The following is a 24,248-nucleotide window of genomic DNA, read 5'->3' on the forward strand; positions in this document are numbered from 1 at the left end:
GCGGTCTGGATCAGGTCGTCGGTGGGCTCGCCGCGGCCGGAGTAGCGGTGGGCGAGGTGGCGGGCCAGCGGCAACCAGGCCTCGATCGCCCGGTCGCGCAGTGCGGCGCGGGACGGGTGACCGGCGGGCATCGCGGCCATCGCGTTCAGCAGCTCGGCGGCGCTGTCGACGGGCGCGCTCGCGGCAGCCCTGACGGCGTCGGCCTCGACGCTCGTGGTGGTCTCGGTGACGGTCATGTCGGTGGTCCTCCCTGGCACCTGTCCGGAGAGCCGGCCCTGCTCGGAAGCGAGGGCCCGGGTCGGTCGGGTGTCCCTATCTACTGGTCGACGACGATCGATGAGATCTCCGTCAGCCGGTCACAACTAGGCCGTTCGGATATGACTAACCTAGCCGACAAGTCGAAGCAAGACTAGCCGAAAGTATGAGTTACTTTGCGTGATAGCAAATATACGTAGCGGATCTTGCGGGGCATCGAGAGCCCTGGATCGAGTGCATCGGGGATTAGTCCGTACGGTCGTTGTGGTGACCCGCACGGGCCAGTGTCAAACACGTCGGACCGGGAAAGATGGACTTCATGTCTGCTTTGCGCTCCTCGGCTCCTCATCCCGCGGCCGCCGAGTTGCGCTGTTGGAAGCTCGGCACCTTCGGCGAACTGCGCAGCCTCCGGGCGGCGTTGCGCGAGGCGATCCAGACGCACACCGATGAGGTCGACGACCTCTTCGACAGGATGGCGGTCGTCGCGACCGAGCTGGCCACCAACGCCCTGCGGCACGGTCTGCCGCCGACCGAGGTGCGGCTGCTCCGCGAGGACGACCACCTCATCCTCGACGTGGCGGATCACGATCTGGGAACGCTGCCGGAGCTCGACCGGGGTCGTCCGCTGGGTGCCGGCGGGCTGGGACTCCAGCTCACGAAGACGTTCGCCATCGACGTGGGTTGGTACCGGACGGGCTCGACCAAGCACGTCTGGGCGAGCTTCCCGGGCTGAATCTCCGCGCTCCTGATAGAAAGTCCCCGTGGCGGACTCCTACCAGATCGGCCAGGATTACGCGGCCGACCCGACCGCGACGATCCTGCGGCCCAGCGGCGAGCTGGACATCAACTCCCGTGACGACCTGCACGCGACGATCGTCGAGGCGTTCGGCGCGGCCACGCTGGTCGTCGTCGACCTGGCCGACGTGACGTTCATCGACTCCGAGGCCCTCGGTGCGTTGATCGACGGCTACAACATCGCGGTCGCGACCGGCGCCGGCTTCCGGGTGGTCAACGCGAGGGCCGGCGTGGCGCGGGTGTTGAACGTCTCAGGTGCACAGGAGTTGTTCGACTCGTAGCCTGCCGCGGTGCCCCTGATCATCTCGGCAGTCCTGCTGGTCGTCGTGCTGACCTTCGCCGTCGTCCGGCCGCGGGGTCTGCCCGAGGCGGTCGCCGCCATGCCCGCGGCTGCTCTGGTGATCGCCCTCGGGCTCGTGTCGTGGCACGACGCCTGGGCCGAGTTTCGTGAGCTCGGCCCGACGGTCGGCTTCCTGGCCGCCGTACTCGTGCTGGCCCATCTCGCGGCCGAGCACGGCGTCTTCCGGTACGCCGGAACGATCGCGGCCCGCAAGGGCGGCGGCAACCCGCCCCGGCTGCTCGCCGCCGTCTTCGTGGTCGCCGCCCTCACCACCGCGTTCCTGAGCCTGGACGCGACCGTCGTGCTGCTCACCCCGGTGGTGCTGGCCACCGCGGCCCGCGTCGGCGCCCGGGCCCGTCCGCCCGCATACGCCGCCGCGCACCTGGCCAACTCCGCGTCGCTGCTGCTGCCCGTCTCGAACCTGACGAACCTGCTCGCGTTCGCGGCCAGCGGGCTCACCTTCCTCGGGTTCACCGGGCTGATGGCGCTGCCCTGGCTGGCCGTGATCGCCGTCGAGTACCTGGTGTTCCGCTGCTATTTCGCCGGTGATCTGCGGGCCCGCGAAGCGCCCCGCCCCCAGCCCGGCAACGGCCCCGCGCCCCGGTACGCGCTGATCGTGCTGGCCCTGACCCTGGCCGGCTTCGCCGTCGTGCAGCCCTTCGGCGTACACCCGGCCTGGGTTGCCGTGGCCGGTGCGGTCCTGCTGGCCGTGCCGCGGCGGGTGCCCGTCGGCACGCTGATCCGCGAGGCCAACCCGGCGTTCTGCGCGTTCGTGCTCGCCTTGGGGGTCGTGGTGCTCGCGGTGCAGCAGCACGGACTCGAGGACCTGATCCACGCGATCACCCCCGACCACGCCGACCTGCTGGGCCTGCTCGCGGTTGCCTTTCTGGCCGCCGCGCTGGCCAACCTGGTCAACAACCTGCCGGCGACGCTGGTGCTGCTGCCGGTGGTCGATTCGAGCCCGGCCCTGCTGCTGGCGATGCTGATCGGGGTGAACGTCGGCCCGAATCTGACCTACGTGGGTTCGCTGGCCACACTGCTGTGGCGGCGAATTCTGCACACTCACGACGCGGCGCCGGACGCGCGCGACTTCCTGCGGCTGGGAATGCTGACTGTGCCCCCGGCGCTGATCGCCGGTGTGCTCGCGCTGTGGCTGAGCCTCAAGGTGGGAAGCTAGGGGCGCACCCTCGCCGCCGCGCCGGTATCGGTCCGGGGAACGGCCGAGGTGATCCGGTGGGGGATTCGGCGGCGGGGTGCGTCCGACGAAGTCAGTCTTGTCGATGTAACTGTTACAGGCAAGTAAACGAGGTTACGGAACCGTTTACGCCCGGGGGAGCCCTGCCCGGGCCGCCGTCGCCGGAGGGCTAACCGCCCGTGGGCGTCGTCGTGGTGTCCACCTTGACCGTCAGGGCTACCGCGTATCCGTTCGCCACATCGCCGGTGACGGCGCCGAGCTGCAGGGCCCCCGAGTCGTCGCCGAACACGTTGTCGCTGTCGAGGCTCACCTGGGCCAGGGCGGTCACCGACGACTCGTACCCGGCGGTGGCGTAGACCGCCTCGGAGGTGTCCTCGGGCAACGCGACCTGCGAGGTGGCGATGGTCCTGGTCGCGTCCGTGATGTCGGCCTGGCTGGGGTAGACCTCGAAGTGGACGTGCGGCCAGCGCCCGGGGTAGCAGGCAGGGAAGATGCTGGTGAACGTCACCTTCCCCGAAGCGTCGGCGATCTGGACGCCGCGCAGGTAGTTCTCGTTCCGCACCGCCTCGGAGTACATCGAGTACTGCCCGGCCCGGTCGCAGTGCCACACGTAGACCGCGGCGCCGGCGAACGGCTTGTTGTCCTTCGCCAGGTCGAGGACGGTCAGCTCGAGCGTCATGGGTACGCCCTCAGCCGTCCCGCTCCCCGTGCCGAAGCTCGACCGGATGTCGCTGCGGACCACGCCGCTCTGCTCGAGCACATCCGGCCCGTTCGACCCGTTGCCCGGGTACGGACCGGCTGTCTCCTCCGGAATCTCCCCGGAAGCGGTCGAAGCTGCCGGCGCCGCCGTGTCGGAGGACGAGTTGCTGCTGCACGCCGCGAGACCGATCGCGGCCGCCCCGAGCCCGAAACCCCGCAGCAGCCGGCGGCGGCTCAGCAACGTGCCGAGGTCGAACCCGAGGCCCTGGTCGACGACCTCCTCGCCGGGCCGGGGCAGGCGCCGTCCCTCGTACGTAGGTCTCCGGTCCTGTGCCATCGGTTCGCTCCCGTCGTGTTGCCGCACGGTGTTCCGGTCACAGTAGGTCCGTTTCCTATGGGTCTTCTGTGACCGCGCTGTGACAGCTACGAGGGGCTGGTGTGGTGGGCGGCCTGGCTCAGGTCGATGTCCTCGATGAGCTCGCGGGCGGTCTCCTCGCTCAACTCGTGGTCGCGGACGGCCTTGCCGATCGCGAGCCGCTGAGCCTCGAAGCTCGCGTCGATGTCGGCGGCCGGCTGCGCGGCGGCCGTGGCGGCGACCTGGCGTCCCCGCTCACGCTCGGCCTCAGTCTCGGCCCGTTCGGCGGTCAGGTCGAACCTGAGCCGTCGGGCCAGCCAGCCCACCGTCGTGCCCTGCAGGAGCAGGGTCCCGAGGGTGACGAACAGGGCGATGGCCTGGATCGCGGTCCGGCCCGGGAACTCCTCGCCGGACGCCGTGTGTTCGGGGATCGAGGCGGCCGCGGCCAGGGTGAGGATGCCGCGCATGCCGGTCCAGCCGACCAGCAGCCGCTCCTTGCGGGTCGGCGCGGGCAGCGGGTCCTGGCCCCGCCGCTGCCGGTGGCGGTCGCGCATCGCCTGCAGGCGGGTGCGGTAACGGACGTCCCGCTCCGCCCGTTGCTCGACCTGCCGTTCCCGCACGGACCACCGGCCGAACAGCACCTCGACCCCGGCCAGCCGGATGACGACCGCCGCGACCAGCAGCACCCCGGCCGCCATCAGCGTGCGGCCCAGCCCGGGGTCGTCCGATTCGGCCAGTTCCGCCAGCACCCACTTCAACTGCAGGCCGATGTACGCGAAGACGAACGTCTCGAGCAGGAAGTCGATGACCGGCCAGACCTCCCCCTCCTGCAGGCGGGTCCGGTACGCGCCGGGGTACTGATGTTTCGGGTCGAGCGTCAGGTTGATGCTCAGCGAGAAGGCCGCCACGACCACCGCGAGGATTCCGGAGGCGTGCACCTGCTCGGCGGTCAGGAAGGCGGTGAACGGCACCAGCATCACCAGCGCCGTCTCCAGCGTCGGGTTGCCCAGCCGCTTGCGGATCCAGAGCGCGATCACGGCGTACAGCGCGCCGATGACGATGCCGATCGAGGCGTTCCGGAAGAACTCGCCGATCCCGCCCTGCCAGGTGGTGTGCTCGCCGTTGACGGCGGCCACCGCGATGCTGAACAGGGTGAGCGCGGTCGCGTCGTTGACCAGGCTCTCACCGGTGAGGATCGAGGTGGCCCGCTTCGGCAGCCCGATCTCGGCGCCGTGCGAGACCGTGGTGATCGTGTCCGGCGGCGCGAGCACGGAGCCCAGGACGAAGGCGGCGGTCAGCCCGAGCGTCGGCAGCAGCCACGACGACAGCAGGCCCAGCGCGCCGGCGGTGAGAACCACCAGCACGACGCCGAGCGTCCAGATCGAGCGCAGGTTGGCGCCGAAGTTCGAGAGCGACGCCCCGCGGGTCGCCGAATAGAGCAGCGGCGGGATGACGATCGCGAGGATCAGCTCGCTCTCGAGCTCGAGCCGCGGAACCCCGGGGATGAAGGACGCGCCCGCGGCCAGGACAACGATGATCATGCCTGGCTCGACGCCCCGCTTGCGAGCGAGCGCCGACACGGCGATGCCCACACCGATGATGAGCAGGATCTGCACGCCGTTCACGCCGCTTACCTTAGTGATCAACGGTTTCGGCCGGACGAACAAGACCGGTATGCTCGTCGGCGGGCCGTGACTGGCGCGTCAAGGTGGTCAACCATCGGGGAGCGGCCTCGTCTTGATGACGACACCTGCCGTGCGCCTGGGCCTCTGCATCGTGATAGGGAGGTCCCATGACTGTGTCTGACCGCGGCGGAAACCAGAATGTCACCCCGGCCGAAGGGCTGAACCCCGAGTCCGCCGCCTTCCGCTCCGCCCTCGAGGTGGTCCGGTCCGTCGAGCCCCGCATCGCCGACGCGATCGCCCAGGAGCTCACCGACCAGCGCGAGTCGCTCAAGCTGATCGCGAGTGAGAACTACGCCTCGCCGGCCGTGCTGCTGGCCATGGGCAACTGGCTCTCCGACAAGTACGCGGAGGGCACGATCGGCCGCCGCTTCTACGCCGGTTGCCAGAACGTCGACACCGTCGAGTCGATCGCCGTCGAGCACGCGAAGGCGCTGTTCGGCGCGCCCTACGCCTACGTGCAGCCGCACTCCGGCATCGACGCCAACCTGGTCGCGTACTGGGCGATCCTGGCCGACCGGGTCGAGGTTCCCTATCTCAAGAAGTTCGAGAAGCGCCAGGTCAACAACCTGAGCGACGCCGAGTGGGCCGAGCTGCGGCAGGCGTTCGGCAACCAGCGCATGCTCGGCATGTCGCTGGACGCGGGCGGCCACCTGACCCACGGCTTCCGGCCCAACATCTCGGGCAAGATGTTCGACCAGCGCAGCTACGGCGTCGACCCGGCCACCGGTCAGATCGACTACGCGGCCCTGCGCGAGACGGCCCGCGAGTTCAAGCCCCTGATCATCGTGGGCGGCTACTCGGCGTACCCCCGCAAGGTGAACTTCGCGACGCTGCGCGAGATCGCCGACGAGGTGGGCGCGACGTTCATGGTCGACATGGCGCACTTCGCCGGTCTGGTCGCGGGCAAGGTCTTCACCGGCGACTTCAACCCGATCGAGCACGCGCACATCGTCACCACGACCACCCACAAGAGCCTGCGGGGCCCGCGTGGTGGCGCCGTGTTCGCCCAGCCCGAGCTGGCCGACCAGGTCGACCGCGGCTGCCCGATGGTGCTCGGCGGCCCGCTGGGTCACGTCATGGCGGCCAAGGCGATCGCGTTCGCCGAGGCTCGTCGTCCCGAGTTCCAGACGTACGCCCAGCAGATCGTCACCAACAGCCAGGCGCTGGCCGAGGGCCTGGCCCGGCGCGGCGTGCGACTGGTGAGCGGCGGCACCGACAACCACCTGGTGCTGATCGACGTGCACCCGTTCGGCCTGACCGGCCGCCAGGCCGAGCAGGCGCTGCTCGACAGCGGCGTGGTCACCAACCGCAACGCGATCCCCAACGACCCGAACGGCGCCTGGTACACCTCCGGGATCCGCATCGGCACCCCCGCGCTCACCTCGCGCGGCCTGGGCGTGGCCGAGATGGACCAGATCGCCGACCTGATCCACACCGTCCTCACCAGCACCAAGCCGGCCCAGGACAGCAAGGCGAAGTTCCACCTCGACCCCGCGGTCTCGGACAACATCCACAAGCAGGCTCACGAGCTGCTGTCCGGCTTCCCGCTCTACCCGAGCGTCGATCTGGGCTGATCCTGAACACCAGAAAACCGATGTCGTGGCGGGGTGGTGGGTACAGACCGTAACTCCCGTCGAGGGCCCGGGCGGGGCGAGCAGGGCGCTGGCGCGCCCAGAACGCTCACCCCACCCGGGCGGCCTGCGTAAGTGGTCACGCCCCACGCCGAATGGGCTGGTGCAAGTCGGGTATGCGGGCGTTCGTGAGCGAACAACCAACCGACCAGCCTGTCGGCACCCTGGAAACCGTGCACACCTTCGACGACGGTCCCATGCCCACCGGCGTGAGCGTCTCCCGCACCGGGCGGATCTTCGTCAACTTCCCGAAGTGGGGCGACGAGGTCGCCTGCACCGTCGGCGAGATCAGGGACGGCAAGGTCGTGCCGTATCCCGATGTCGACTGGAACTCGCCTCGGGACGACGCCGATCCCGAAGCTCTCGTCTCCGTGCAGAGCATCGTCGTGGACCCCGCCGACCGGCTCTGGATTCTCGACACCGGCAGCCCGATGTTCCAGCCCACCCGGCACGGCGGCCCCAAGCTGGTGTGCGTCGATCTCGAGACCGACCAGGTCGTGCGGACCATCGTCTTCGATCAGGACGTCGCGCTGCCCACGACGTATCTGAACGATGTCCGCTTCGACCTGCGCCGCAACGCCGCCTTCATCACCGACTCGTCGGACCAGGGCCCGAACGGGCTCATCGTCGTCGACCTGCACACCGGTGAGGCTTGGCGCCGCCTGCACGATCACCCCTCCACCAAGGCGGTCGAGCCGGTCGGCATGCTGCCCATGGTCGAGGGCAAGCCCTTCTTCGAACGCCCGAAGGACGGCCCGCCCCAGCCGGTGAGGATGGGCTCCGACGGCATCGCCATCGCCGCCGACGGCTCACGCATCTATTACTGCGCGCTGGTCTCCCGCCGCTGGCACAGCGTCTCGGCGGAGGCCCTCTTCGACCGCGGCCTCAGCGACGCCGACGTATCGGCCACGGTCGTCGACGAGGGCGACAAGGGTGGCGCCTCGGACGGCCTGGAGACCGACGACCGGGGCCGCCTCTACCTCACCGACTGGGAGCACAACGCCGTCCTGCGCCGCCTGCCCGACGGAACGATGGAGACGCTGGCCCATGACCCTCGCCTGCTGTGGCCCGACACCATGTCGGTGGCCGACGGCTACCTCTATGTGACCGCGAACCAGCTGCACCGCCAGGCCAAATATCAGAACGACGAGGACCGCCGCCGATACCCGTACTCCCTGTTCCGCATCCCGATCGACGCCGGCCCGATCAACCTGCGCTGAAGCCGGCCCCGGTTACTGCTCCTCCCCAGCCCACCCGCCCGGGGGTCGCAGCGACTTTACAAAAACCGGGCTGGGCCAGTCGGCGTTATCCACAGGCGTATCCACAGGGGCTGGGGCGGTAGCCTCGGGCGCGATGCTGCCGTCGACTGTTCTTGCTGTGCTCGCCGAGCTCGCGCCGGCCGGGAGCGACCGCGTGCTCGATGTGGGGCGCGGCGGCCAGCCGATCGTGTGGCTGGAGGATGCGGAGCGCGCACCGCGCGGGAAAGACGTGGATCGGCTCGCGGCTATCGGGGCTCTGCACCGGGACGAACGGCCGCTGCGGCGGGGCTGGGGTTTCCTGGTCGGGCGGACCGAGATCGAGGGCAAGCAACGCAGGATCCGGGTGCCGCTGCTGAGTCAGCCGGTGCAACTCGATCGCGGGTTGCTCGGCTACCGGGTCGTGCCGGTCGGCGACGTCGAGATCACGCCGCTCATCGAGGACCGGAATCTCGCCGCCGCGCTGGAGGCCGCGCCCGGGGTGGCCGGGCCGGGCTGGCTGGCGGCGACCGGCAGCAAGGCCTGGCTGTGGTCGGCCGCCGAGGCGACCGGGCTTCCGGTGGACGCGGTGGCGAGCGACCGGCGGGCGCCGAACGACCGGATCGTCCTGGTGCCGGAGCCCGCCCTCTACGTGGTGCGGGACGTCTTCGGAGCCGGGCTGGCCGACAGCCTGCGCAGCTGGGCCGCACGCGATCTCACCGGCACCGCGTTCGCCGCGGTCTACGGCGGCGGACACGAAACGCGCCCGGATGAGCCCGAGCGGCATCGGTCGGGTGGCGGGCGTTCGGGCCGCGCGGACGAGCCCGGCGAGACTGAGCCGGTTCTCTCCCCGCTGCCGTTGAACGAGGCGCAGGCCGAGGTGGTGGCCCGGGTGCGCACCGACACGGTCACCGTGGTGTCGGGGCCGCCGGGTAACGGCAAGAGCCACACGGTGGTGGCGGCGGCGCTCGAAGTGGTGCATCGGGGCGGGTCGGTGCTGGTGGCGACGCAGTCACCGCATGCGGCCGAGGTGCTGGCGCGGCTGCTGGAACGCTATCCGGGGCCGGTTCCGGTGCTCTTCGGGGACGCGGCGCGGCGCGAGAGCCTGGCCGCCGAGCTGACGGCCGGCCTCGAGCAGGGCGCTACCGACGACGAGCTGCGAGCCGGCGCCGAGGCCGTGCGGCGGGCCCACGACGCCGTGAACGACATCCGCCGAGGGCTCGGGGAAGCGCTGGAGGTCGAATACCGGGCGGCCGAGCTGTCCGAGTGGCAACCCCGCCTGGCCGCGCTGGCCGGCGACGTGCCGGGCGCGTTCTCGGACGGCCTCGATCCGCGCGCGGTGGCCGACCGGCTGGCCCGCGGTGGGTTCCGCGAGTGGTGGACCCGGCGCCGCCTCGGCGTGCCCAAGGGCGTACCCCGGGAAAGGGTGACCGACGCGCTCGCCGCAGCCACTGCGCAGCGGGCCGCAGCCCGGCTGGCCGCGACCGGGGGCACCGACCTGGAGCCGCAGTGGCAGGCCCTGCACGACGCCGAGGAGAGGCTGGCCGCGGCCGTCGGCGAGGCCATGCGCCGGGCCGCCCGCAGCCGGAAACGGTGGGACCGGACTGCCCGGCGGGCGGCGGCCGGTCTCGCCGCCGCGTTGCGGGCCGGGCGCAACCGCCGTCGCGAACTGCTCGCCGGGCTGCCCGCCGAACCCTTGGTACGCGCTCTCCCGCTCTGGATCGGCACGGTGGCCGACGTCGAGGACCTGCTGCCGGCCGCGCCCGGCATGTTCGAGCTGGTCGTGCTCGACGAGGCGTCCCATGTGGACCAGGTGCGGGCCGCGCCGGTGCTGGCCCGGGCGCGACGGGCGCTGGTCGTGGGGGATCCGCGGCAGTTGCGGTTCGTGTCGTTCGTCAGCGATGTCGACGTCGCCGAGGTGCTCCGGCGGCACGGCGCGGACGAGCGGCTCGATGTGCGCCGGGTGAGCGCGTACGACCTGGCCGCGGGGGCCGCCCCGGCGACCTGGCTGGCCGAGCACCATCGCAGCGTGCCGCATCTGATCGGGTTCGCGGCCCGGCGCTTCTACGGCGACCGCCTCGACGTGCTCACCCGCACCCCGGCCAACGAGGGAGCGGACGCCATCGACATCGTCCGGGCGCCCGACGAACTGGCCGCGGTGCTGAAACTCGTCGAGCAGGAAGCGGCCGCCGGCACCCGGGGGATCGGGGTGATCTCGCCGTTCCGCCCGCAGGCCGACGCGATCGAGGCGGCGCTGGTCGAGGCGTATCCGGTGGAACGAATCGAGGAGCTCGGGCTGCGTACCGGCACCGTCCACGCGTTCCAGGGCAGCGAGGCCGACGTCGTGATCGTCTCGCTGGGCCTGCGGCCGGACGATCCGCCCGCCCGGCGTCGCTTCGTGGCCGACCCCAACCTGTTCAATGTCATGATCACCCGGGCCCGGCGGCGGCTCGCGGTGGTCACCGCCCTCGACGGCGCCGACGGTCTGATCGACGAGTTCTTCCGGTACGCCGCCGCGCCACCCGAGATCGCCGGTGGCAGCCGGCCGGACGATTGGCCGGCTGATCTCGCCACCGAGCTGAACCGTCTCGACATCGAGGCCAGACCCGCGTACGCCGTGGGCCGCTGGACGATCGACCTGTGCATCGGCCCGCCGGACAAGGCCGTCGGCGTCTTCTGCGGACCGCACCCGGACGGGCCGGAAGCGCACCTCGCCCGGCAACGCGCCCTGGCTCGGAAGGGCTGGCGGCTGCGGGACGGCTTCGCCACCCGCTGGTCCGGCGACCCACGCCGCGCGGCCCTCGAACTGGCCCGCGAGCTCTGAGGCCGGCGCAGCAGCTAAGTGCGCCGCGGCAGTTCGTGCAGCGTCACCTCGGTCAGCCGGCCCGCCTCGATCACGGCGGTCTGGTACGTGGCGAAGGGCTGCCGCCGCCGGTCGGTCGGTGAGCCGGGGTTGAGCAGGCGCAGCCCCGACGCGGCAGTCGTGTCCCACGGGATGTGGGAGTGTCCGAAGACGAGCAGGTCGACCGCGGGAAAGCGGGCCGCACAGCGCTCGGTGCGACCCGTGGACGCCCCGGTCTCGTGCACCACGGCCAGTCGCAGGCCGTCGAGGTCGGCGTACGCGATCTCGGGCAGCCGCGCCCGCAGCGCAGGCCCGTCGTTGTTGCCGTAGCACCCGATCAGTCTCTTCGCGCGCGCCTCGAAAGCGTCGAGGGCGGCCTCGTCGACCCAGTCGCCGGCGTGCACCACGACGTCGGCCGCGTCGATCGCGGCCCACAGCGGGGGCGGCAGATCGCGGGCGCGCTTGGGCAGGTGGGTGTCGCTCGTGAGGACCAGCCGCATCGTCCCAGGGTAGAAAGTCCGGGTCGGTAAGCGCTCTCCACGTCATGATCGGACCGAATTGGCGCTCATGCCGTTTTTGCTGATCCGCGCCGGAACCGGTTCCGAGATCTGTGTTATCGGGTCCGCCGCGGGGCGCCGGAGCCATCGCCGTACGGCATTGACCTGGATTTATGCCCGAACGAGGAGCGCATCGAGCCCAGCCTTTGTGACAAGCGCAAGACCGCCGAAGTTCCGGAACCGTGTTCATCTATGGACAGCTGATGAACACGTTCCCTAGCGTCGGTCCCGGGGGAGCGCTTTCCCTCGTGCAGAGGAGAGATCGGTCTTCCCTAGGGCGCAAGAAGTCCCCCTTGCGCATCCCCGCCCAAGGAGAAGCAATGACCATCCCCATCTCCTCCGCACCCGAGCGGAGACGCTCCCCCTGGCGCCTCGCCGCGATCAGCGGCCTGGTCGCCACCGTCGTCGCGGGTTACGCCGCGGCGACCGCGGTCGGCGCGAGTGCCGCCGAAACCCTGCTCTCGCAGGGCAAGCCGGCCACCGCGTCGTCCACGGAAGCGGCCGGCGCCTACGCGGCGGCCGAGGCCGTCGACGGCAACACCGGCACCCGCTGGTCGTCGGCGTTCAGCGACCCGCAGTGGCTGCAGGTCGACCTGGGCAGTTCGCAGCAGATCACCCGCGTCGAGCTCAACTGGGAGACCGCCGCGGCCAAGGCGTTCCAGATCCAGGTCTCGGACAACGCGAGTTCCTGGACCAACGTCTACTCCACCACCACGTCGGCCGGGGGCAACCAGAACCTCACGGTCAACGGCACCGGGCGGTACGTGCGTATGTACGGCACCCAGCGCACCACCGGCTACGGGTACTCGCTGTGGGAGTTCAAGGTCTACGGCGGCACGACGACCACACCCCCGACCACGCCGCCCCCGACCGGCGACCCGATCCCCGGCGGCGGCAGCCTCGGCGCGAACGTGGTGGTCTTCGACCCGTCGATGTCGAGCGCCAGTATTCAAGCCCGGGCCGACCAGATCTTCGCCCAGCAGGAGAGCGCGCAGTTCGGCACCGGCCGTTACGTGCTGGCCTTCCGGCCGGGCACCTACAACAACCTCAACATCCAGGTCGGCTTCTACACCTCGATCGTCGGCCTCGGGCAGAACCCGCAGGACGTACGGATCAACGGCGACATCACCGTCGACGCCGGCTGGTTCCAGGGCAACGCGACCCAGAACTTCTGGCGCAGCACCGAGAACGTGTCGGTCTACCCGGTGAACGGCACCAACCGCTGGGCCGTCTCGCAGGCCGCCCCGTTCCGCCGCATGGACATCCACGGCAACCTGAACCTGGCCCCCAACGGGTACGGGTGGGCGTCCGGCGGCTACATCTCGGACTCCCGGATCAGCGGCAGCGAGGGTCAGTACTCGCAGCAGCAGTGGTTCACCCGGGACAGCCAGATCGGGTCGAACACCAACGCGGTGTGGAATCAGACCTTCGTCGGCGTGCAGGGCGCTCCGGCGGCCAGCTACCCGACCCCGCCGTACACCGTCATCCCGCAGACCCCGGTGATCCGCGAGAAGCCGTACCTCTACCGGAGCGGCAGCGACTACGCGGTCTTCGTGCCCAACCTGCGCACCAACACGTCCGGCGCGACCTGGGTCAACGGCAACACCCCGGGCTCGTCGATCCCGCTCAGCCAGTTCTACGTGGCCAAGCCGGGCGACACCGCCGCGCGGATCAACCAGGCGCTCGCGCAGGGTCTGAACCTGATCTTCCAGCCCGGCATCTACCACATCAACCAGACCATCAACGTGACGCGGGCGAACACCGTGGTGCTCGGCCTCGGCTACGCGACGATCATCCCGGACAACGGCGTCACCGCGATGCAGGTGGCCGATGTGGACGGTGTGAAGGTGGCCGGCGTGCTCTTCGACGCGGGCACCACCAACTCGCCCAACCTGCTGGTCATGGGTCAGGCCGGGTCCTCGGCCAACCACGCCGCCAACCCGAGCACCGTCCAGGACGTGTTCTTCCGGATCGGCGGCTACGTCGCCGGCAAGGCCACCAACAGCCTGCTGGTCAACAGCAACAACGTGATCATCGACCACATCTGGGCCTGGCGGGCCGACCACGGCAACGCCGGCACCTATGGCTGGACGATCAACACGGCCGACAGCGGCCTGATCGTCAACGGCAACAACGTGACGGCGTACGGCCTGTTCGTTGAGCACTACCAGAAGACCGAAGTGCTCTGGAACGGCAACGGCGGCCGCACGTACTTCCTGCAGAACGAGCAGCCGTACGACCCGCCGTCGAACGCCGTGTGGCGCACCGACGGGGTGCTCGGCTACCCGGCCTACAAGGTGGCGGACAGCGTCCAGACCCACGAGGCGTGGGCGATGGGCAGCTACGCCGTCTTCCTGGACAACCCGGCCGTGCACTCGGCCAACGGCTTCCAGGCCCCCACCCACGGCGGCGTGAAATTCCACAACATCTTCACGATCTCCCTGGCCGCCGGCACGATCGACCACGTCGTCAACAACATCGGCGCCCCGGCCCAGGCCACCAATGTCGTGCCGTCCACAGTGACCAACTTCCCGTAACCGCCCGTCCCCCGGGGCCCGTCGCCGAGGAGGGAGCGTTCGGCTTGCCGGGTGCTCACTCACAGTTCGCCGGAGCCGCGGGGGATCAGGGTGGTCGGGATGCGGATCTCGCGGGGTGGGCCGTCGTAGCCGTCGATGCGTTCGAAGAGGGCCGTGGCGGCGGTGCGGCCCATGCGGGACGGGTCCTGGGCGACCACCGTGACCGGCGGGTCGAGCAGATCGGCCAGGGGGAAGTCGTCGAAGCCGATCAGGGCGACGGACCGTTCGCGGCCGAGGCGGCGTAGCGCGCGTATGGCGCCCGTTGTCACCATGCTCTGGGTGGTGAACAGGGCCGTGGGCGGGTCGGGCGCCCGCAGCATGGCGATGGCGGCCCGCTCGGCGGCGGTCGGATCGTGCAGATCGTGCACCGCGGGGCCGGGATGGCTGCCGAGTGCGCGCAGGTAGCCGCGGTGGCGTTCGCGAGCCGTCGACAGCAGCCGGCGTCCGCCCAGGTAGCCGATGCGGCGGTGGCCCTGGGCGACGAGATGGCGTACGGCGCCGGCCGCTCCGGAGACGTTGGTCGAGACCACCGAGTCGCCGGTGACGCCGGCCGGGATGCGGTCGACGAAGACCACGGGCATGCCGGTGTGCGCTTCGAGATGGCCCAGGTCGCCGCCGGTGGGGGCCAGGATCAGGCCGTCGGTCTGGCGCTCGGCGAACGCTGTGGCCAGCGCCTGCTCGCGTACGGGGTCCTGGTCGAGGCTGCCCGTCAGCACGTGGATCCCGCGGGCCCGCGCCTGATCTTCGACCGCGCGGTGCAGGGCGGCCGAGAAGGGATGGGAGACGTCGTCCAGCAGCACGCCGATCGTCCTCGTGCGACGGTCGTTGCGGCGGAGCATGCTGGCGCCCAGGTGAGGTCGGTAGTCGAGCGACTCGACCGCCGCACGCACCTTGGCGACCAGATCGGGCGCGACGGTGGCCTCGCCGTTGACCACCCGGGACACCGTCTTGAGGCTCACCCCGGCGGTGCGGGCGACGTCGTTCATGGTCGGTCGTTGAGGCGTCATGCATCCACCCCCATCGATGTTGATCACGGTCCGCAACATCTTGGAAACTCATTGTTGACACGGGGTGAAGGCGGGCGTCTACTGCCAGACAACGTTGTCTCTGACTTTCATCGTCTTTAGTCCTTTTCAGGGTGGAGGGCGGGGCGGTCGGACGGTAAATCGGTTTGGAGGAGGCATGCGCGATCCGACCATGTCTCGGGCCGGAAGGATGCTGGCCGCGGGCTGCGTGGTGACACTGCTGCTCGGCACGACCGCTGCCTGCAACAGAGGTACCGGCGAGGACGTCGTCGGTCTCATCACCAAGACCGACACCAACCCCTTCTTCGTCCAGATGAGAAAGGGCGCAGAGAGCGCGGCCGAGTCGCTGGGCGTCGAGCTGCAGAGCTTCGCCGGCAAGCAGGACGGCGACAACGAGGCCCAGGTGCAGGCGATCGAGAACCTGATGTCCTTCGGCGCCAAGGGCTTCCTGATCACCCCGAACGACTCCAAGGCGATCGTGCCCTCGATCGACAAGGCGCACGAGCTCGACATGCTGGTGATCGCGCTGGACACGCCGGTCGACCCGCCCGACGCCGCCGACGCCACCTTCGCCACCGACAACTACCAGGCCGGCAAGCTGATCGGGCAGTGGGCCAAGGCCAAGTTCGAGAAGGAGGGCAAGCAGGCGAAGATCGCCATGCTCGACCTCAACGCCAACCAGGTGTCCGTGGACGTCAAACGCGACCAGGGCTTCCTCGACGGCTTCGGCATCGACGTGGGCGACCCGAACCGGATCGGCGACGAGAACGATCCGCGGATCGCCGGGCACGACGTCACCGACGGCGCCGAGGACGGTGGCCGGACCGCCATGGAGAACCTGCTCCAGAAGGACTCGACGATCAACCTGGTCTACACGATCAACGAGCCCGCGGCAGCCGGCGCCTACCAGGCGCTCAAGTCGGCCGGGCGCGACAAGGACACCGTCATCGTCTCGATCGACGGTGGCTGCCCGGGTGTCGACAACGTCGCCCAGGGCGTCATCGGCGCCACCTCGATGCAGTTCCCGCTCAAGATGGCGCAGCTCGGCGTCGAGGCCATCGCGCAGTTCGCCAAGGACGGCACCAAGCCGCAGGCGACCTCGGGCAAGGACTTCGTCGACACCGGAACCGACCTGATCACCGACGACCCGCAGGCCGGCGTCGAGTCCAAGGACTCGGCGTGGGGCAAGCAGAACTGCTGGGGCTGACATGACCGACTGCACCGAGCGGCACCCAGCCGCACCGAACTACGGTCTCGCGGGCGAGGGCCACGAGGGCATGTCCAGGAGGTACCGCTATGGCGACTGCCACCGCTGACTTCGACGTACGCAAGAGCGACTCGCTCGGCCTGCGCATCCAACACATCCTGCACGCCAACCCGATCCTCGGGCCGCTGGCCGTGCTGCTCGTCGCGATCATCGCCTTCTCGATCGTCAACGGGCGGTTCTTCACGGCGACCAACCTCTCCCTCGTGCTGCAGCAGGTCACGGTCATCGCCACGCTCGCACTGGGGCAGACGCTGATCATCCTGACCGCAGGCATCGACCTGTCGGCCGGTGCCATCGCCGTCTTCTCGTCGATCCTGATGGCCACGTTCTGCGTCGACGCCGGGGTGCCCGGCATCATCGCGCTGCTGCTCGGCTTCGCCTGCGGCACGGCGATGGGCGCGATCAACGGCTTCCTGGTGACGCGGATAAAGCTGCCACCGTTCATCGTCACGCTCGGCACGCTGACCATCTTCTTCTCGCTCAACTCGGTGGTCAGCAACAGCGAGACGATCCGCGGCTCCGACATGCCGTCGCTGATGACCTGGACCGGCGACTCGATCCCGATCGGCAACTTCCGGCTGACGTACGGCTCGATCATCATGCTGCTGTTGTTCGGGTTCTTCTTCTACGCGTTGCGGTCCACGGCCTGGGGCAAGCACGTCTACGCGACCGGCGACGACGCCGAGGCCGCGCGGCTGGCCGGCATCCGTACGAACCGGGTGCTGTTCTCGGTCTACACCGTGGCCGGCCTCCTCTATGCGATCGGCGGCTGGATCCTGATCGGCCGGCTCGCGTCGGCCAGCCCCAACGTGGGCGTCGAGTACAACCTCGACTCGATCACCGCGGTCGTGCTCGGCGGCACCAGCCTCTTCGGCGGCCGGGGGGCCGTGATGGGCACGCTGGTGGGCGCGCTCATCGTCGGCGTGTTCCGCAACGGCCTGCAGCTGGGCGGCGTCGAGGTGGTCTGGCAGGGCTTCGCGATCGGCCTGCTGGTGCTCATCGCCGTGTCGCTCGACCAGTGGATCAGGAAGGTGAAGACATGACCGACTGCACCGGGCGGCAGCCAGCCGCACCGACCAACGGCCTCGCAGGCGAGGGCCAGGAGGGCATGTCCCGGGAGGTCCAGCCGTGAGCTCGGATACCGACACCAACCCGGCGGGCCCGCGGCACGCCGCCGAGCGGACGCCTGTGTTGCAGGCCAAGGGGCTGGTCAAGAAGTACGGCCGGGTCGTCGCGATCGACGGCAGCGACCTCGAGCTGTACCCGGGGGAGATCCTCGCGGTCATCGGCGACAACGGCGCCGGCAAGTCGAGCCTGATCAAGGCGCTGTCCGGCGCCCTCGTGCCGGACAGCGGCGAGATCTTCCTCGACGGGCGGCAGATCCAATTCCGTACGCCCATGGACGCGCGCTCGGCGGGCATCGAGACCGTCTATCAGACCCTGGCCGTGGCGCCCGGCCTGGACATCGCCGACAACCTGTTCCTCGGCCGCGAGCAGCGCAAGGCCGGACCGATGGGTTCGATCTTCCGCATGCTCGACCGGGCGTACATGCGCTCGGAGGCGAAACGGCACATGAGCGAGCTCGGCGTGGCCACCCTGCAGAACATCGGCCAGGCCGTCGAGTCGCTCTCCGGCGGTCAGCGGCAGGCGGTGGCGGTGGCCCGGTCGGCCGCGTTCGGCAGCAAGGTCGTGATCCTCGACGAGCCGACCGCGGCGCTGGGGGTCAAGGAGGGCAACCGGGTGCTCCAGCTCATCCGCGACGTCCGCGACCGCGGCCTGCCGGTGATCCTGATCAGCCACAACATGCCGCACGTGTTCGAGATCGCCGACCGCATCCACATCCAGCGGCTGGGCCGCCGGGCCACGGTCATCACCCCGAAGAGTCACTCGATGAGCGAGGCCGTGGCGATCATGACCGGCGCCGCCGAGCCGCCACCACCTACCGCCTGACCCGTCCCCATCCCCAGCCGGCGCCGGAAGACCGGCGCCGGCTACTTCTTCTTGCCCTTGGCGTCGCCGAACATCTCGCCGAGCATCTCGTTGTCCCGGTCCGTGGCGGTCTTGGGCTCCTTGACGGCCACCTTCCAGAACAGGAACGCCACGACTGCCATCCAGGCCCACCACGGGATGCCGGACCCCGGCCCGAACAGGGTGGTCGTCACGTCGTACGCGGTGTTGAGGTACTGGTCCATCCGTGGCCCCCTGTCGCTGAATGTCGGCCCCCAGGATCGGCCGTGCAGCGCCCGGGCTTAGTAGTTCGTAGAGTCGGGTCATGCGAGCAGTGACCTGGAACGTGTGGTGGCGCTTCGGTGGCGCCTGGCGCGAGCGCGAACCCGCGATCGCCGATGTGCTGAAGGGGCTCGATCCGGACGTGGTGGGTCTCGTCGAGACCTGGTCCGGCGAGGGAATCACCCAGCCCCAGCTGCTCGCCGACGACCTGGCCGACCATCATGCGGCCTTCGTGCCCACCTCGTTGCCGCCCGCTCCCGACCCGCCCGAGCACTCGTCGCAGGCGGGTGTCGAGGTCGGGCTGGGCCTGATCAGCCGGTGGCCGATCCTGACCACCGAGGTGCACGACCTGCCGCACGGGCAACGCCCTGGTCCGCCGCCGGCGGCGCTGCTGGCGACCCTCGACCATCCGCGGGGCCCGCTGCACGTGATCGTGTCGTGCATCGAGTGGGAGCCGGCGTACGCCGCCGATCAGCTCGCCCAGAGCGAGGCCCTGGCCGCGCTGGCCGCGGATCCGCGGCTCGACGGTGACCTGCCGGTGCTGCTGCTGGGTGACCTCAACGCCGACGTGAGCCAGCCCGATCTGGCGCCCCTGCTCGCTGTTCTGACCGACACCTGGTCACTGGCCGGCGGCGATCCCCGTGCCGTGACCCTGAGCTCCGCACTGCTGGAGGCTCCGCTCGAGGCCACCAAGCAGATCGACCGCCGGATCGACCACATCCTGGCCCGGCCCGGCCGGAAGGGCGCCCAACTCACTGCCCGGCGAGCCTTCCTGGCCGGCACGGAGGCGGTCAACGGCAGGCACCCCTCCGACCACTTCGCCGTCGTGGTCGACCTCGACGTCTGACTCGGTGGCCGTCGGTCGTGGTCAGGCGCCCCAGCCGGCCTGGGTGCCGCCGACGCGCTCGGCGATGATCTTCTCGTCGTGGCCGCTGCGGCGGTAGGCGGCCATCGGGTCGGGGTCGAGGCCGGCGTCGGTGCGGACCTCGGCCAGCAGGGGACGCACGTCGGTGTTGTAGGCGTCCATGAAGACGGCGTTCGCCTCCAGGACGTCGCCGGCCCGCTGGGCCCTCGTCAGAGCCTCCCGGTCGACCAGCAGGGCCTTGGCCGTGGCCTCCTGCACGTTCATCACCGAGCGGATGATGGCCGGGATCTTCCGTTCGATGTTGTGGCACTGGTCGAGCATGAACGCGATGCCGTAGGCCGGGTCGAGGGCGCCGCCGCGGACGATCTCGTACATGATGCGGAACAGCTGGAACGGGTCGGCCGCCCCGACCATCAGGTCGTCGTCGGCGTAGAAGCGGCTGTTGAAGTCGAAGGCGCCGAGCTTCTTCTGGCGCAGCAGGAACGCGACGATGAACTCGATGTTCGTGCTGGGGGCGTGGTGGCCCGTGTCGATGCAGACAGTGGCCCGCTCGCCCAGCTCGAGGCAGTGCGCGTAGGAGGTGCCCCAGTCCGGCACGTCCGTCGCGTAGAAGGCCGGCTCGAACAGCTTGTACTCCAGCAGCATCCGCTGGTTGCCGGTCAGCCGGTCGTACGCCTCGCGCAGCGCGGCCGCCAGCCTGTCCTGCCGGTCCCGCAGGTCGTCCTGGCCGGGGTAGTTGATGCCGTCGGAAAACCACAGCTTCAGGTCGCGGGACCCGGTCTGGCCCATGATGTCGATCGCCTCGAGCAGGTGATCGGTGGCCTTGCGGCGGATCCGGGCGGCGGGGTTGGTGACCGAGCCCAGCTTGTAGTCGTCGTCCTGGAAGACGTTCGTGTTGATCGCGCCGATCTCCACGCCCAGGTCGCGGGCGTACGCGCCGAGGGTGGCGTAGTCGTCCACCTTGTCCCAGGGGATGTGCAGCGCCACCACCGGTGCGACGCCGGTGAACTGGTGCACCGTGGCGGCGTCGGCGATCTTCTCCTCGGGGTTACGCGGCACCCCCGGCTGGGCGAAGACCTTGAAGCGGGTGCCCGAGTTGGCGTAGGCCCACGACGGGGTCTCGATGCGCTGTGCCGTCAGAGCGCGCTTGACGGCGGCGAGGTCGGTCATGGGGTCTCCTGAGAACTTTCGGAAAGGTGGAACACCTCGGTCAGCAGCGGGAACCCTTCGTCGTCGGGTCCGCCGCGGGCGAAGAACTCCGCCATTTCCGCTTGCCACCTGGTGTTGACGTCCAGCGCCGCCATTGCCGCCTGGGACGCTTCGAGATCGTCCGCCTCGACGTAGCCGATCAGCAGCCCGTCGCCGCGGAGGAAGAGGGAGTAGTTGCGCCAGCCGGTGGCCCGGAGCGCGTCCTGCATCTCGGGCCACACGGACTGGTGCCGCTCCACGTACTCCGTCATCCGCTCGGGGCGGATCTGGAGCTGGAAGCAGTAGCGCATTCGCTGATCCCTACGACCTAGAAGTTGAACTGGTCGATGTTTTCCTTGGTGAACTCGGTCGGCGGGCCGAGCACGATCTCACCGTCGGCGCCGATCGTGTACTCGCCGAGCTTGCCGGCCTTGAACTTCTCGCCCTGGGCGCCGGTGATCTGACCCGAGGCCATGGCGGCGCCGGCGAAGGCGGCCAGGTAGCCGATGTCGGCCGGGTTCCACAGCGCGAACGTCTTCACGGTGTCGTCCTTGACGTACTCACGCATCTGGTTCGGCAGGCCGAGGCCGGTCACCGCGACCTTGCCCTTGTAGCTGGACGACGAGATGTAGCGGGCCGCCGCGGCGATGCCCACCGTGGTCGGGGCGACGATCGCCTTCAAGTTCGGGTACGACTGCAGCAGACCCTGAGCCTCCTGGAACGACTTCTGGTCGTCGTCGTTGCCGTAGGCCACCTTGACCAGCTTCAGCTTCGCGTACTCGGGCTTCTTCAGCTCTTCCTTCATCACCTCGATCCAGGAGTTCTGGTTCGTGGCGTTCGGGGTCGCCGAGAGCACCGCGATCTCACCCTCGCCGCCGGCCTGCTCGAGGGCCATCTTGGCCAGCGACTGGCCGATGCCCTCGGTGGTGGCCTGGTTGATGAAGGCGTCCCGGCAGTCCTTGGAGGCGTCCGAGTCGAACGTGATGACCTTGATCTTCGCGGCCCGGGCCTGGTTGAGCGACGGGCAGACCGCGTTCGGGTCGTTGGCCGCGACCACGATGACGTCCTGCTGCTGCTGGATCAGGGTGTTGATGTACGACACCTGCGACGAGGCCGACGCGTCGTTCGGGCCGACCAGCTTGTACTCGCCCTTGAGCTCCTCGACGGCGACCTTTCCGCCGCCGGTCTCGACGTCCGAGTACGGGTTGTTCAGCTGCTTGGGCAGGAAGGCGATCTTCAGGCCCTCCTTGATCGCCGCGTTGGGGTCGGCCGCTGCGGAAGCCTGCGTGCCGGAGCCGGTGTTCGTGTTGCTGTCCTTGGTGGTGCCGCCGCAGGCGGTCAGGCCGGCGACAAGAAGTGCGGCCGAGGTTACGGAAAGTAGTGTTCGGGGGGAGCGAAGCACGGCGTACTCCATTCTCTTTTTTGAGCGCTATCGGGCGGCGGCTCGCCGCAGCCTGCGGCGTTGCCAATTGCCGCGTACGGCGGTGGTGATGTTGGGAAGCAGGACGGAGAGCACGAGCAACGTGCCCGTGACGATGTTGAGCGCCTGCCCGGAGACGTCCTCCAGGCGCAGCGCGTTCTGCAGCGCGGTCAGCAACACCACACCGGCCAGCACGCCGGGCAGGCTGCCCTTGCCGCCGAAGATCGACACCCCGCCCAGCAGGACGGCCGCGACGACGGCGAGTTCGAGGCCCGCGCCGTTGTCGGCCCGGGCGCTGGAGTAGCGCAGTGTCCACAGCACACCGACCAGGCCGGCCACCGCGCCGCTGGCGACGTAGAGCCAGAACTTGGTGCGGGCGACCCGGATGCCGGAGAAGTGCGCGGCCTGCGCGTTGGCGCCGATCGCGTACAGCGAGCGGCCGAACGGGGTGGCGTGCTGCACGATGCCGAAGATCAGGGCGAGGACGACGATGAGAATGAGCACGTTGGGAACCGCGCCGCCGCCGATCGTGCCCGTGACCCAACCCGTGTAGTTCCACGGGAAGTCGGCGACCGCGCCGTCACCGAGCACGACGAACGCGAGACCGCGGTAGAGGGCCAGCGTGCCGATCGTGACCGCCAGCGACGGCAGTCCCAGCGTGGTGATCAGGAAGCCGTTGACCACGCCGCAGATCGCGCCGATCGCGATGCATAGCGGGATGATCGACTCGATCGAGAGGCCCTGGTTCCACAGCCAGCCCATCATCGAGCTGGTCAGGCCGAGGGTGCTGGCCACCGACAGGTCGATCTCGCCGGTCACGATGATCATCGTCATCGGCAGCGCGATCAGGATGATCGGCAGCAGGTCGAGCACCATGAAGGTGAAGTTCCGGCTGGTGCCGAAGTTGTCCACAGTGAACGAGGCGATGATCAGCACCAGCGCGGTGAGCACCAGGATGATGCTGTCCCAGCTGGTCAGCCTGCTCCTCAGCGCGCCGCTTCGGTTGGCCGCGGGCCGCTTGCCGAGGTCGATGTCAGACATACGCGTCCCTCTTCCGCAGCGAGCGGGCGATCCGCACCGCGACCAGGCGGTCGGCGCAGATGGCCAGAATGATCAGCGCACCGACGATGGCCTGCTGCCAGAACTGGTTGATGTCGAGCACCGCGAGGGCACTGCCGATCACCGTCAGTAGCAGGGCGCCGAGGGCGGCGCCCCACACCGAGCCGCTGCCGCCGAAGACGGCCACGCCGCCGACCACGACCGCCGCCACCACGTTCAGCTCCAGGCCGGTGCCGGCCGCGGCGTCGACCGTGCCGAACCGGGCCGCGTAGAGCACCCCGGCCAGACCGGCCAGCGCGCCACTGAGCACGAAGGCGCCGAGGAGGTTGCGGGCGACCTTGATGCCGGCCAGTTCGGCCGCGGCGGGGCTGGACCCCATCGCGTAGAGCTCGCGACCGACCCGGTAGTTGCGCATCATCACCGAACCGGCGGCCACCACGACCAGGGCGATCAGCACCAGCCAGGGGATGCCGAGGATGCTGTCGTTGGCGAAGGTCAGGAAGCGCCGGGGGAGCTCGTCGGCGTTGACCTGCGAACCGCCGGCCCACGAGTAGGTGATGCCGCGGTAGATGTAGAGCGTGCCGAGGGTGACCACCAGCGCGGGCACCTTGCCGTAGCGAACGAGAACGCCGTTGAGCAGGCCGGCGACCGCGCCGATGGCCAGGCCGGCGAGCAGCCCGACGACCATCGGCAGGTCCTGGTTGCTCATCAGCGTGGCCACGGCGAAGGCGCTGATGCCGAGGACCGAGCCGACGCTGAGGTCGATGTTCCGGGTGATCACCACGACCGCCTGGCCGGTCGCCATGACCGCCAGGATCGCGGTGTTGAGCAGGTTGTCGCGGATGCTCTGCCCGCTCAGGAAGCGTGGGTTGTCGATCGCGGTGTACGCGACGAGGAGCGCCAGCGCGAGCACGATGCCCAGTTCACGGGTCTTGAGCAGGTCGCCGAACCGCTTGGCGACCGGCGTTCCGAGGGGCGCGTCAGTGGGCGCCGACCGATCGGAGGTGACAGTCATGCCGAGCCTCCCATC

General features: G+C 69.7%; 21 protein-coding genes, 1 pseudogene and 1 riboswitch. Of the genes and pseudogenes, 11 read left to right on the forward strand and 11 right to left on the reverse strand.

Annotation, left to right across the window (positions count from 1 at the left end; all coding sequences use genetic code 11):
- Window positions 1-236, reverse strand: a pseudogene (locus LXN57_RS38555) (RNA polymerase sigma factor SigF); the annotation flags it as partial.
- A gap of 338 nt (window positions 237-574) precedes the next feature.
- Here LXN57_RS38555 and LXN57_RS38560 point away from each other — a divergent pair.
- The 3 genes from LXN57_RS38560 to LXN57_RS38570 are packed head-to-tail and all read left to right on the forward strand — an operon-like array spanning window position 575 to window position 2,567.
- The gene (locus tag LXN57_RS38560) at window positions 575-988 is read left to right on the forward strand and encodes an ATP-binding protein (RefSeq protein WP_251803166.1); all 414 of its coding nucleotides are present in this window, start codon (window positions 575-577) and stop codon (window positions 986-988) included.
- Between the two features lie 28 nt (window positions 989-1,016).
- The gene (locus tag LXN57_RS38565; RefSeq protein WP_251803167.1) at window positions 1,017-1,331 is read left to right on the forward strand and encodes an STAS domain-containing protein; all 315 of its coding nucleotides are present in this window, start codon (window positions 1,017-1,019) and stop codon (window positions 1,329-1,331) included.
- A 9-nt stretch (window positions 1,332-1,340) separates the two neighbouring features.
- Window positions 1,341-2,567: an SLC13 family permease gene (locus tag LXN57_RS38570; protein ID WP_251803168.1), complete on the forward strand. Its 1,227-nt coding sequence runs from the start codon at window positions 1,341-1,343 to the stop codon at window positions 2,565-2,567.
- A 187-nt stretch (window positions 2,568-2,754) separates the two neighbouring features.
- Here the strand turns inward: LXN57_RS38570 and LXN57_RS38575 are convergent, their stop codons facing one another.
- On the reverse strand, window positions 2,755-3,621 hold the full coding sequence (locus LXN57_RS38575) for an intradiol ring-cleavage dioxygenase (protein WP_251803169.1): 867 nt from the start codon (window positions 3,619-3,621) through the stop codon (window positions 2,755-2,757).
- 86 nt (window positions 3,622-3,707) lie between these two features.
- Window positions 3,708-5,264, reverse strand: a complete 1,557-nt coding sequence (locus LXN57_RS38580; protein ID WP_251803170.1) for a cation:proton antiporter — start codon at window positions 5,262-5,264, stop codon at window positions 3,708-3,710.
- A gap of 56 nt (window positions 5,265-5,320) precedes the next feature.
- Window positions 5,321-5,413: riboswitch (ZMP/ZTP riboswitch) on the forward strand.
- Window positions 5,414-5,431: 18 nt separating this feature from the next.
- Here LXN57_RS38580 and LXN57_RS38585 point away from each other — a divergent pair.
- From LXN57_RS38585 to LXN57_RS38595, 3 genes are all read left to right on the forward strand, one after another.
- The gene (locus tag LXN57_RS38585) at window positions 5,432-6,898 is read left to right on the forward strand and encodes a glycine hydroxymethyltransferase (protein WP_251803171.1); all 1,467 of its coding nucleotides are present in this window, start codon (window positions 5,432-5,434) and stop codon (window positions 6,896-6,898) included.
- 185 nt (window positions 6,899-7,083) lie between these two features.
- Window positions 7,084-8,175: an L-dopachrome tautomerase-related protein gene (locus tag LXN57_RS38590; RefSeq protein WP_251803172.1), complete on the forward strand. Its 1,092-nt coding sequence runs from the start codon at window positions 7,084-7,086 to the stop codon at window positions 8,173-8,175.
- A gap of 133 nt (window positions 8,176-8,308) precedes the next feature.
- Window positions 8,309-11,014 carry an AAA domain-containing protein gene (locus LXN57_RS38595; RefSeq protein ID WP_251803173.1) on the forward strand — a complete coding sequence of 902 codons (2,706 nt, stop codon included), beginning with the start codon at window positions 8,309-8,311 and terminating at the stop codon, window positions 11,012-11,014.
- Between the two features lie 14 nt (window positions 11,015-11,028).
- Here the strand turns inward: LXN57_RS38595 and LXN57_RS38600 are convergent, their stop codons facing one another.
- Window positions 11,029-11,532, reverse strand: a complete 504-nt coding sequence (locus tag LXN57_RS38600) for a metallophosphoesterase family protein (RefSeq protein ID WP_251803174.1) — start codon at window positions 11,530-11,532, stop codon at window positions 11,029-11,031.
- Window positions 11,533-11,909: 377 nt separating this feature from the next.
- Between LXN57_RS38600 and LXN57_RS38605 the strand changes: the two genes are divergently transcribed.
- A complete protein-coding gene (locus tag LXN57_RS38605) occupies window positions 11,910-14,126 on the forward strand; it encodes a discoidin domain-containing protein (RefSeq protein ID WP_251803175.1) in 2,217 nt (738 codons plus the stop codon).
- 59 nt (window positions 14,127-14,185) lie between these two features.
- Here LXN57_RS38605 and LXN57_RS38610 read toward each other — a convergent pair whose 3' ends face one another.
- Window positions 14,186-15,172, reverse strand: coding sequence for a LacI family DNA-binding transcriptional regulator (locus LXN57_RS38610; RefSeq protein ID WP_251803176.1), 987 nt, complete (start codon window positions 15,170-15,172; stop codon window positions 14,186-14,188).
- A gap of 175 nt (window positions 15,173-15,347) precedes the next feature.
- Between LXN57_RS38610 and LXN57_RS38615 the strand changes: the two genes are divergently transcribed.
- The 3 genes from LXN57_RS38615 to LXN57_RS38625 all read left to right on the forward strand — a co-directional run bounded on the left by LXN57_RS38615 (window position 15,348) and on the right by LXN57_RS38625 (window position 18,407).
- A complete protein-coding gene (locus LXN57_RS38615; RefSeq protein ID WP_251803177.1) occupies window positions 15,348-16,397 on the forward strand; it encodes a sugar ABC transporter substrate-binding protein in 1,050 nt (349 codons plus the stop codon).
- 89 nt (window positions 16,398-16,486) lie between these two features.
- The gene (locus LXN57_RS38620; protein ID WP_251803178.1) at window positions 16,487-17,500 is read left to right on the forward strand and encodes an ABC transporter permease; all 1,014 of its coding nucleotides are present in this window, start codon (window positions 16,487-16,489) and stop codon (window positions 17,498-17,500) included.
- An 85-nt stretch (window positions 17,501-17,585) separates the two neighbouring features.
- Complete coding sequence (locus tag LXN57_RS38625) at window positions 17,586-18,407, forward strand: ATP-binding cassette domain-containing protein (protein WP_251803179.1); 822 nt, start codon at window positions 17,586-17,588, stop codon at window positions 18,405-18,407.
- 41 nt (window positions 18,408-18,448) lie between these two features.
- On the opposite strand, the gene LXN57_RS38630 is transcribed toward LXN57_RS38625, so the two are convergent.
- On the reverse strand, window positions 18,449-18,649 hold the full coding sequence (locus LXN57_RS38630; RefSeq protein ID WP_251803180.1) for a hypothetical protein: 201 nt from the start codon (window positions 18,647-18,649) through the stop codon (window positions 18,449-18,451).
- 80 nt (window positions 18,650-18,729) lie between these two features.
- On the opposite strand from LXN57_RS38630, the gene LXN57_RS38635 reads away from it, so the two are divergent.
- On the forward strand, window positions 18,730-19,533 hold the full coding sequence (locus LXN57_RS38635; RefSeq protein WP_251803181.1) for an endonuclease/exonuclease/phosphatase family protein: 804 nt from the start codon (window positions 18,730-18,732) through the stop codon (window positions 19,531-19,533).
- A gap of 21 nt (window positions 19,534-19,554) precedes the next feature.
- On the opposite strand, the gene rhaI is transcribed toward LXN57_RS38635, so the two are convergent.
- Genes rhaI through LXN57_RS38660 form a run of 5 tightly spaced genes read right to left on the reverse strand, consistent with a single transcriptional unit; the run spans window position 19,555 to window position 24,233 of the window.
- Window positions 19,555-20,721 (reverse strand): L-rhamnose isomerase, encoded by a 1,167-nt coding sequence (gene rhaI, locus LXN57_RS38640; RefSeq protein ID WP_251803182.1) that lies wholly within the window; start codon window positions 20,719-20,721, stop codon window positions 19,555-19,557.
- Window positions 20,718-21,050, reverse strand: a complete 333-nt coding sequence (locus LXN57_RS38645) for an L-rhamnose mutarotase (RefSeq protein WP_251803183.1) — start codon at window positions 21,048-21,050, stop codon at window positions 20,718-20,720. The genes rhaI and LXN57_RS38645 overlap by 4 nt, the downstream gene beginning before the upstream one ends.
- A 17-nt stretch (window positions 21,051-21,067) precedes the next feature.
- On the reverse strand, window positions 21,068-22,141 hold the full coding sequence (rhaS, locus tag LXN57_RS38650) for a rhamnose ABC transporter substrate-binding protein (RefSeq protein WP_251803184.1): 1,074 nt from the start codon (window positions 22,139-22,141) through the stop codon (window positions 21,068-21,070).
- A 27-nt stretch (window positions 22,142-22,168) separates the two neighbouring features.
- Window positions 22,169-23,200, reverse strand: coding sequence for an ABC transporter permease (locus LXN57_RS38655; RefSeq protein ID WP_251803185.1), 1,032 nt, complete (start codon window positions 23,198-23,200; stop codon window positions 22,169-22,171).
- Window positions 23,193-24,233: an ABC transporter permease gene (locus tag LXN57_RS38660; protein ID WP_251803186.1), complete on the reverse strand. Its 1,041-nt coding sequence runs from the start codon at window positions 24,231-24,233 to the stop codon at window positions 23,193-23,195. The genes LXN57_RS38655 and LXN57_RS38660 overlap by 8 nt, the downstream gene beginning before the upstream one ends.
- Window positions 24,234-24,248 lie beyond the last annotated feature (15 nt).

Origin of the sequence: Paractinoplanes hotanensis (assembly GCF_023717965.1) — a bacterium.
Taxonomy (GTDB): Bacteria; Actinomycetota; Actinomycetes; order Mycobacteriales; family Micromonosporaceae; genus Actinoplanes; species Actinoplanes polyasparticus.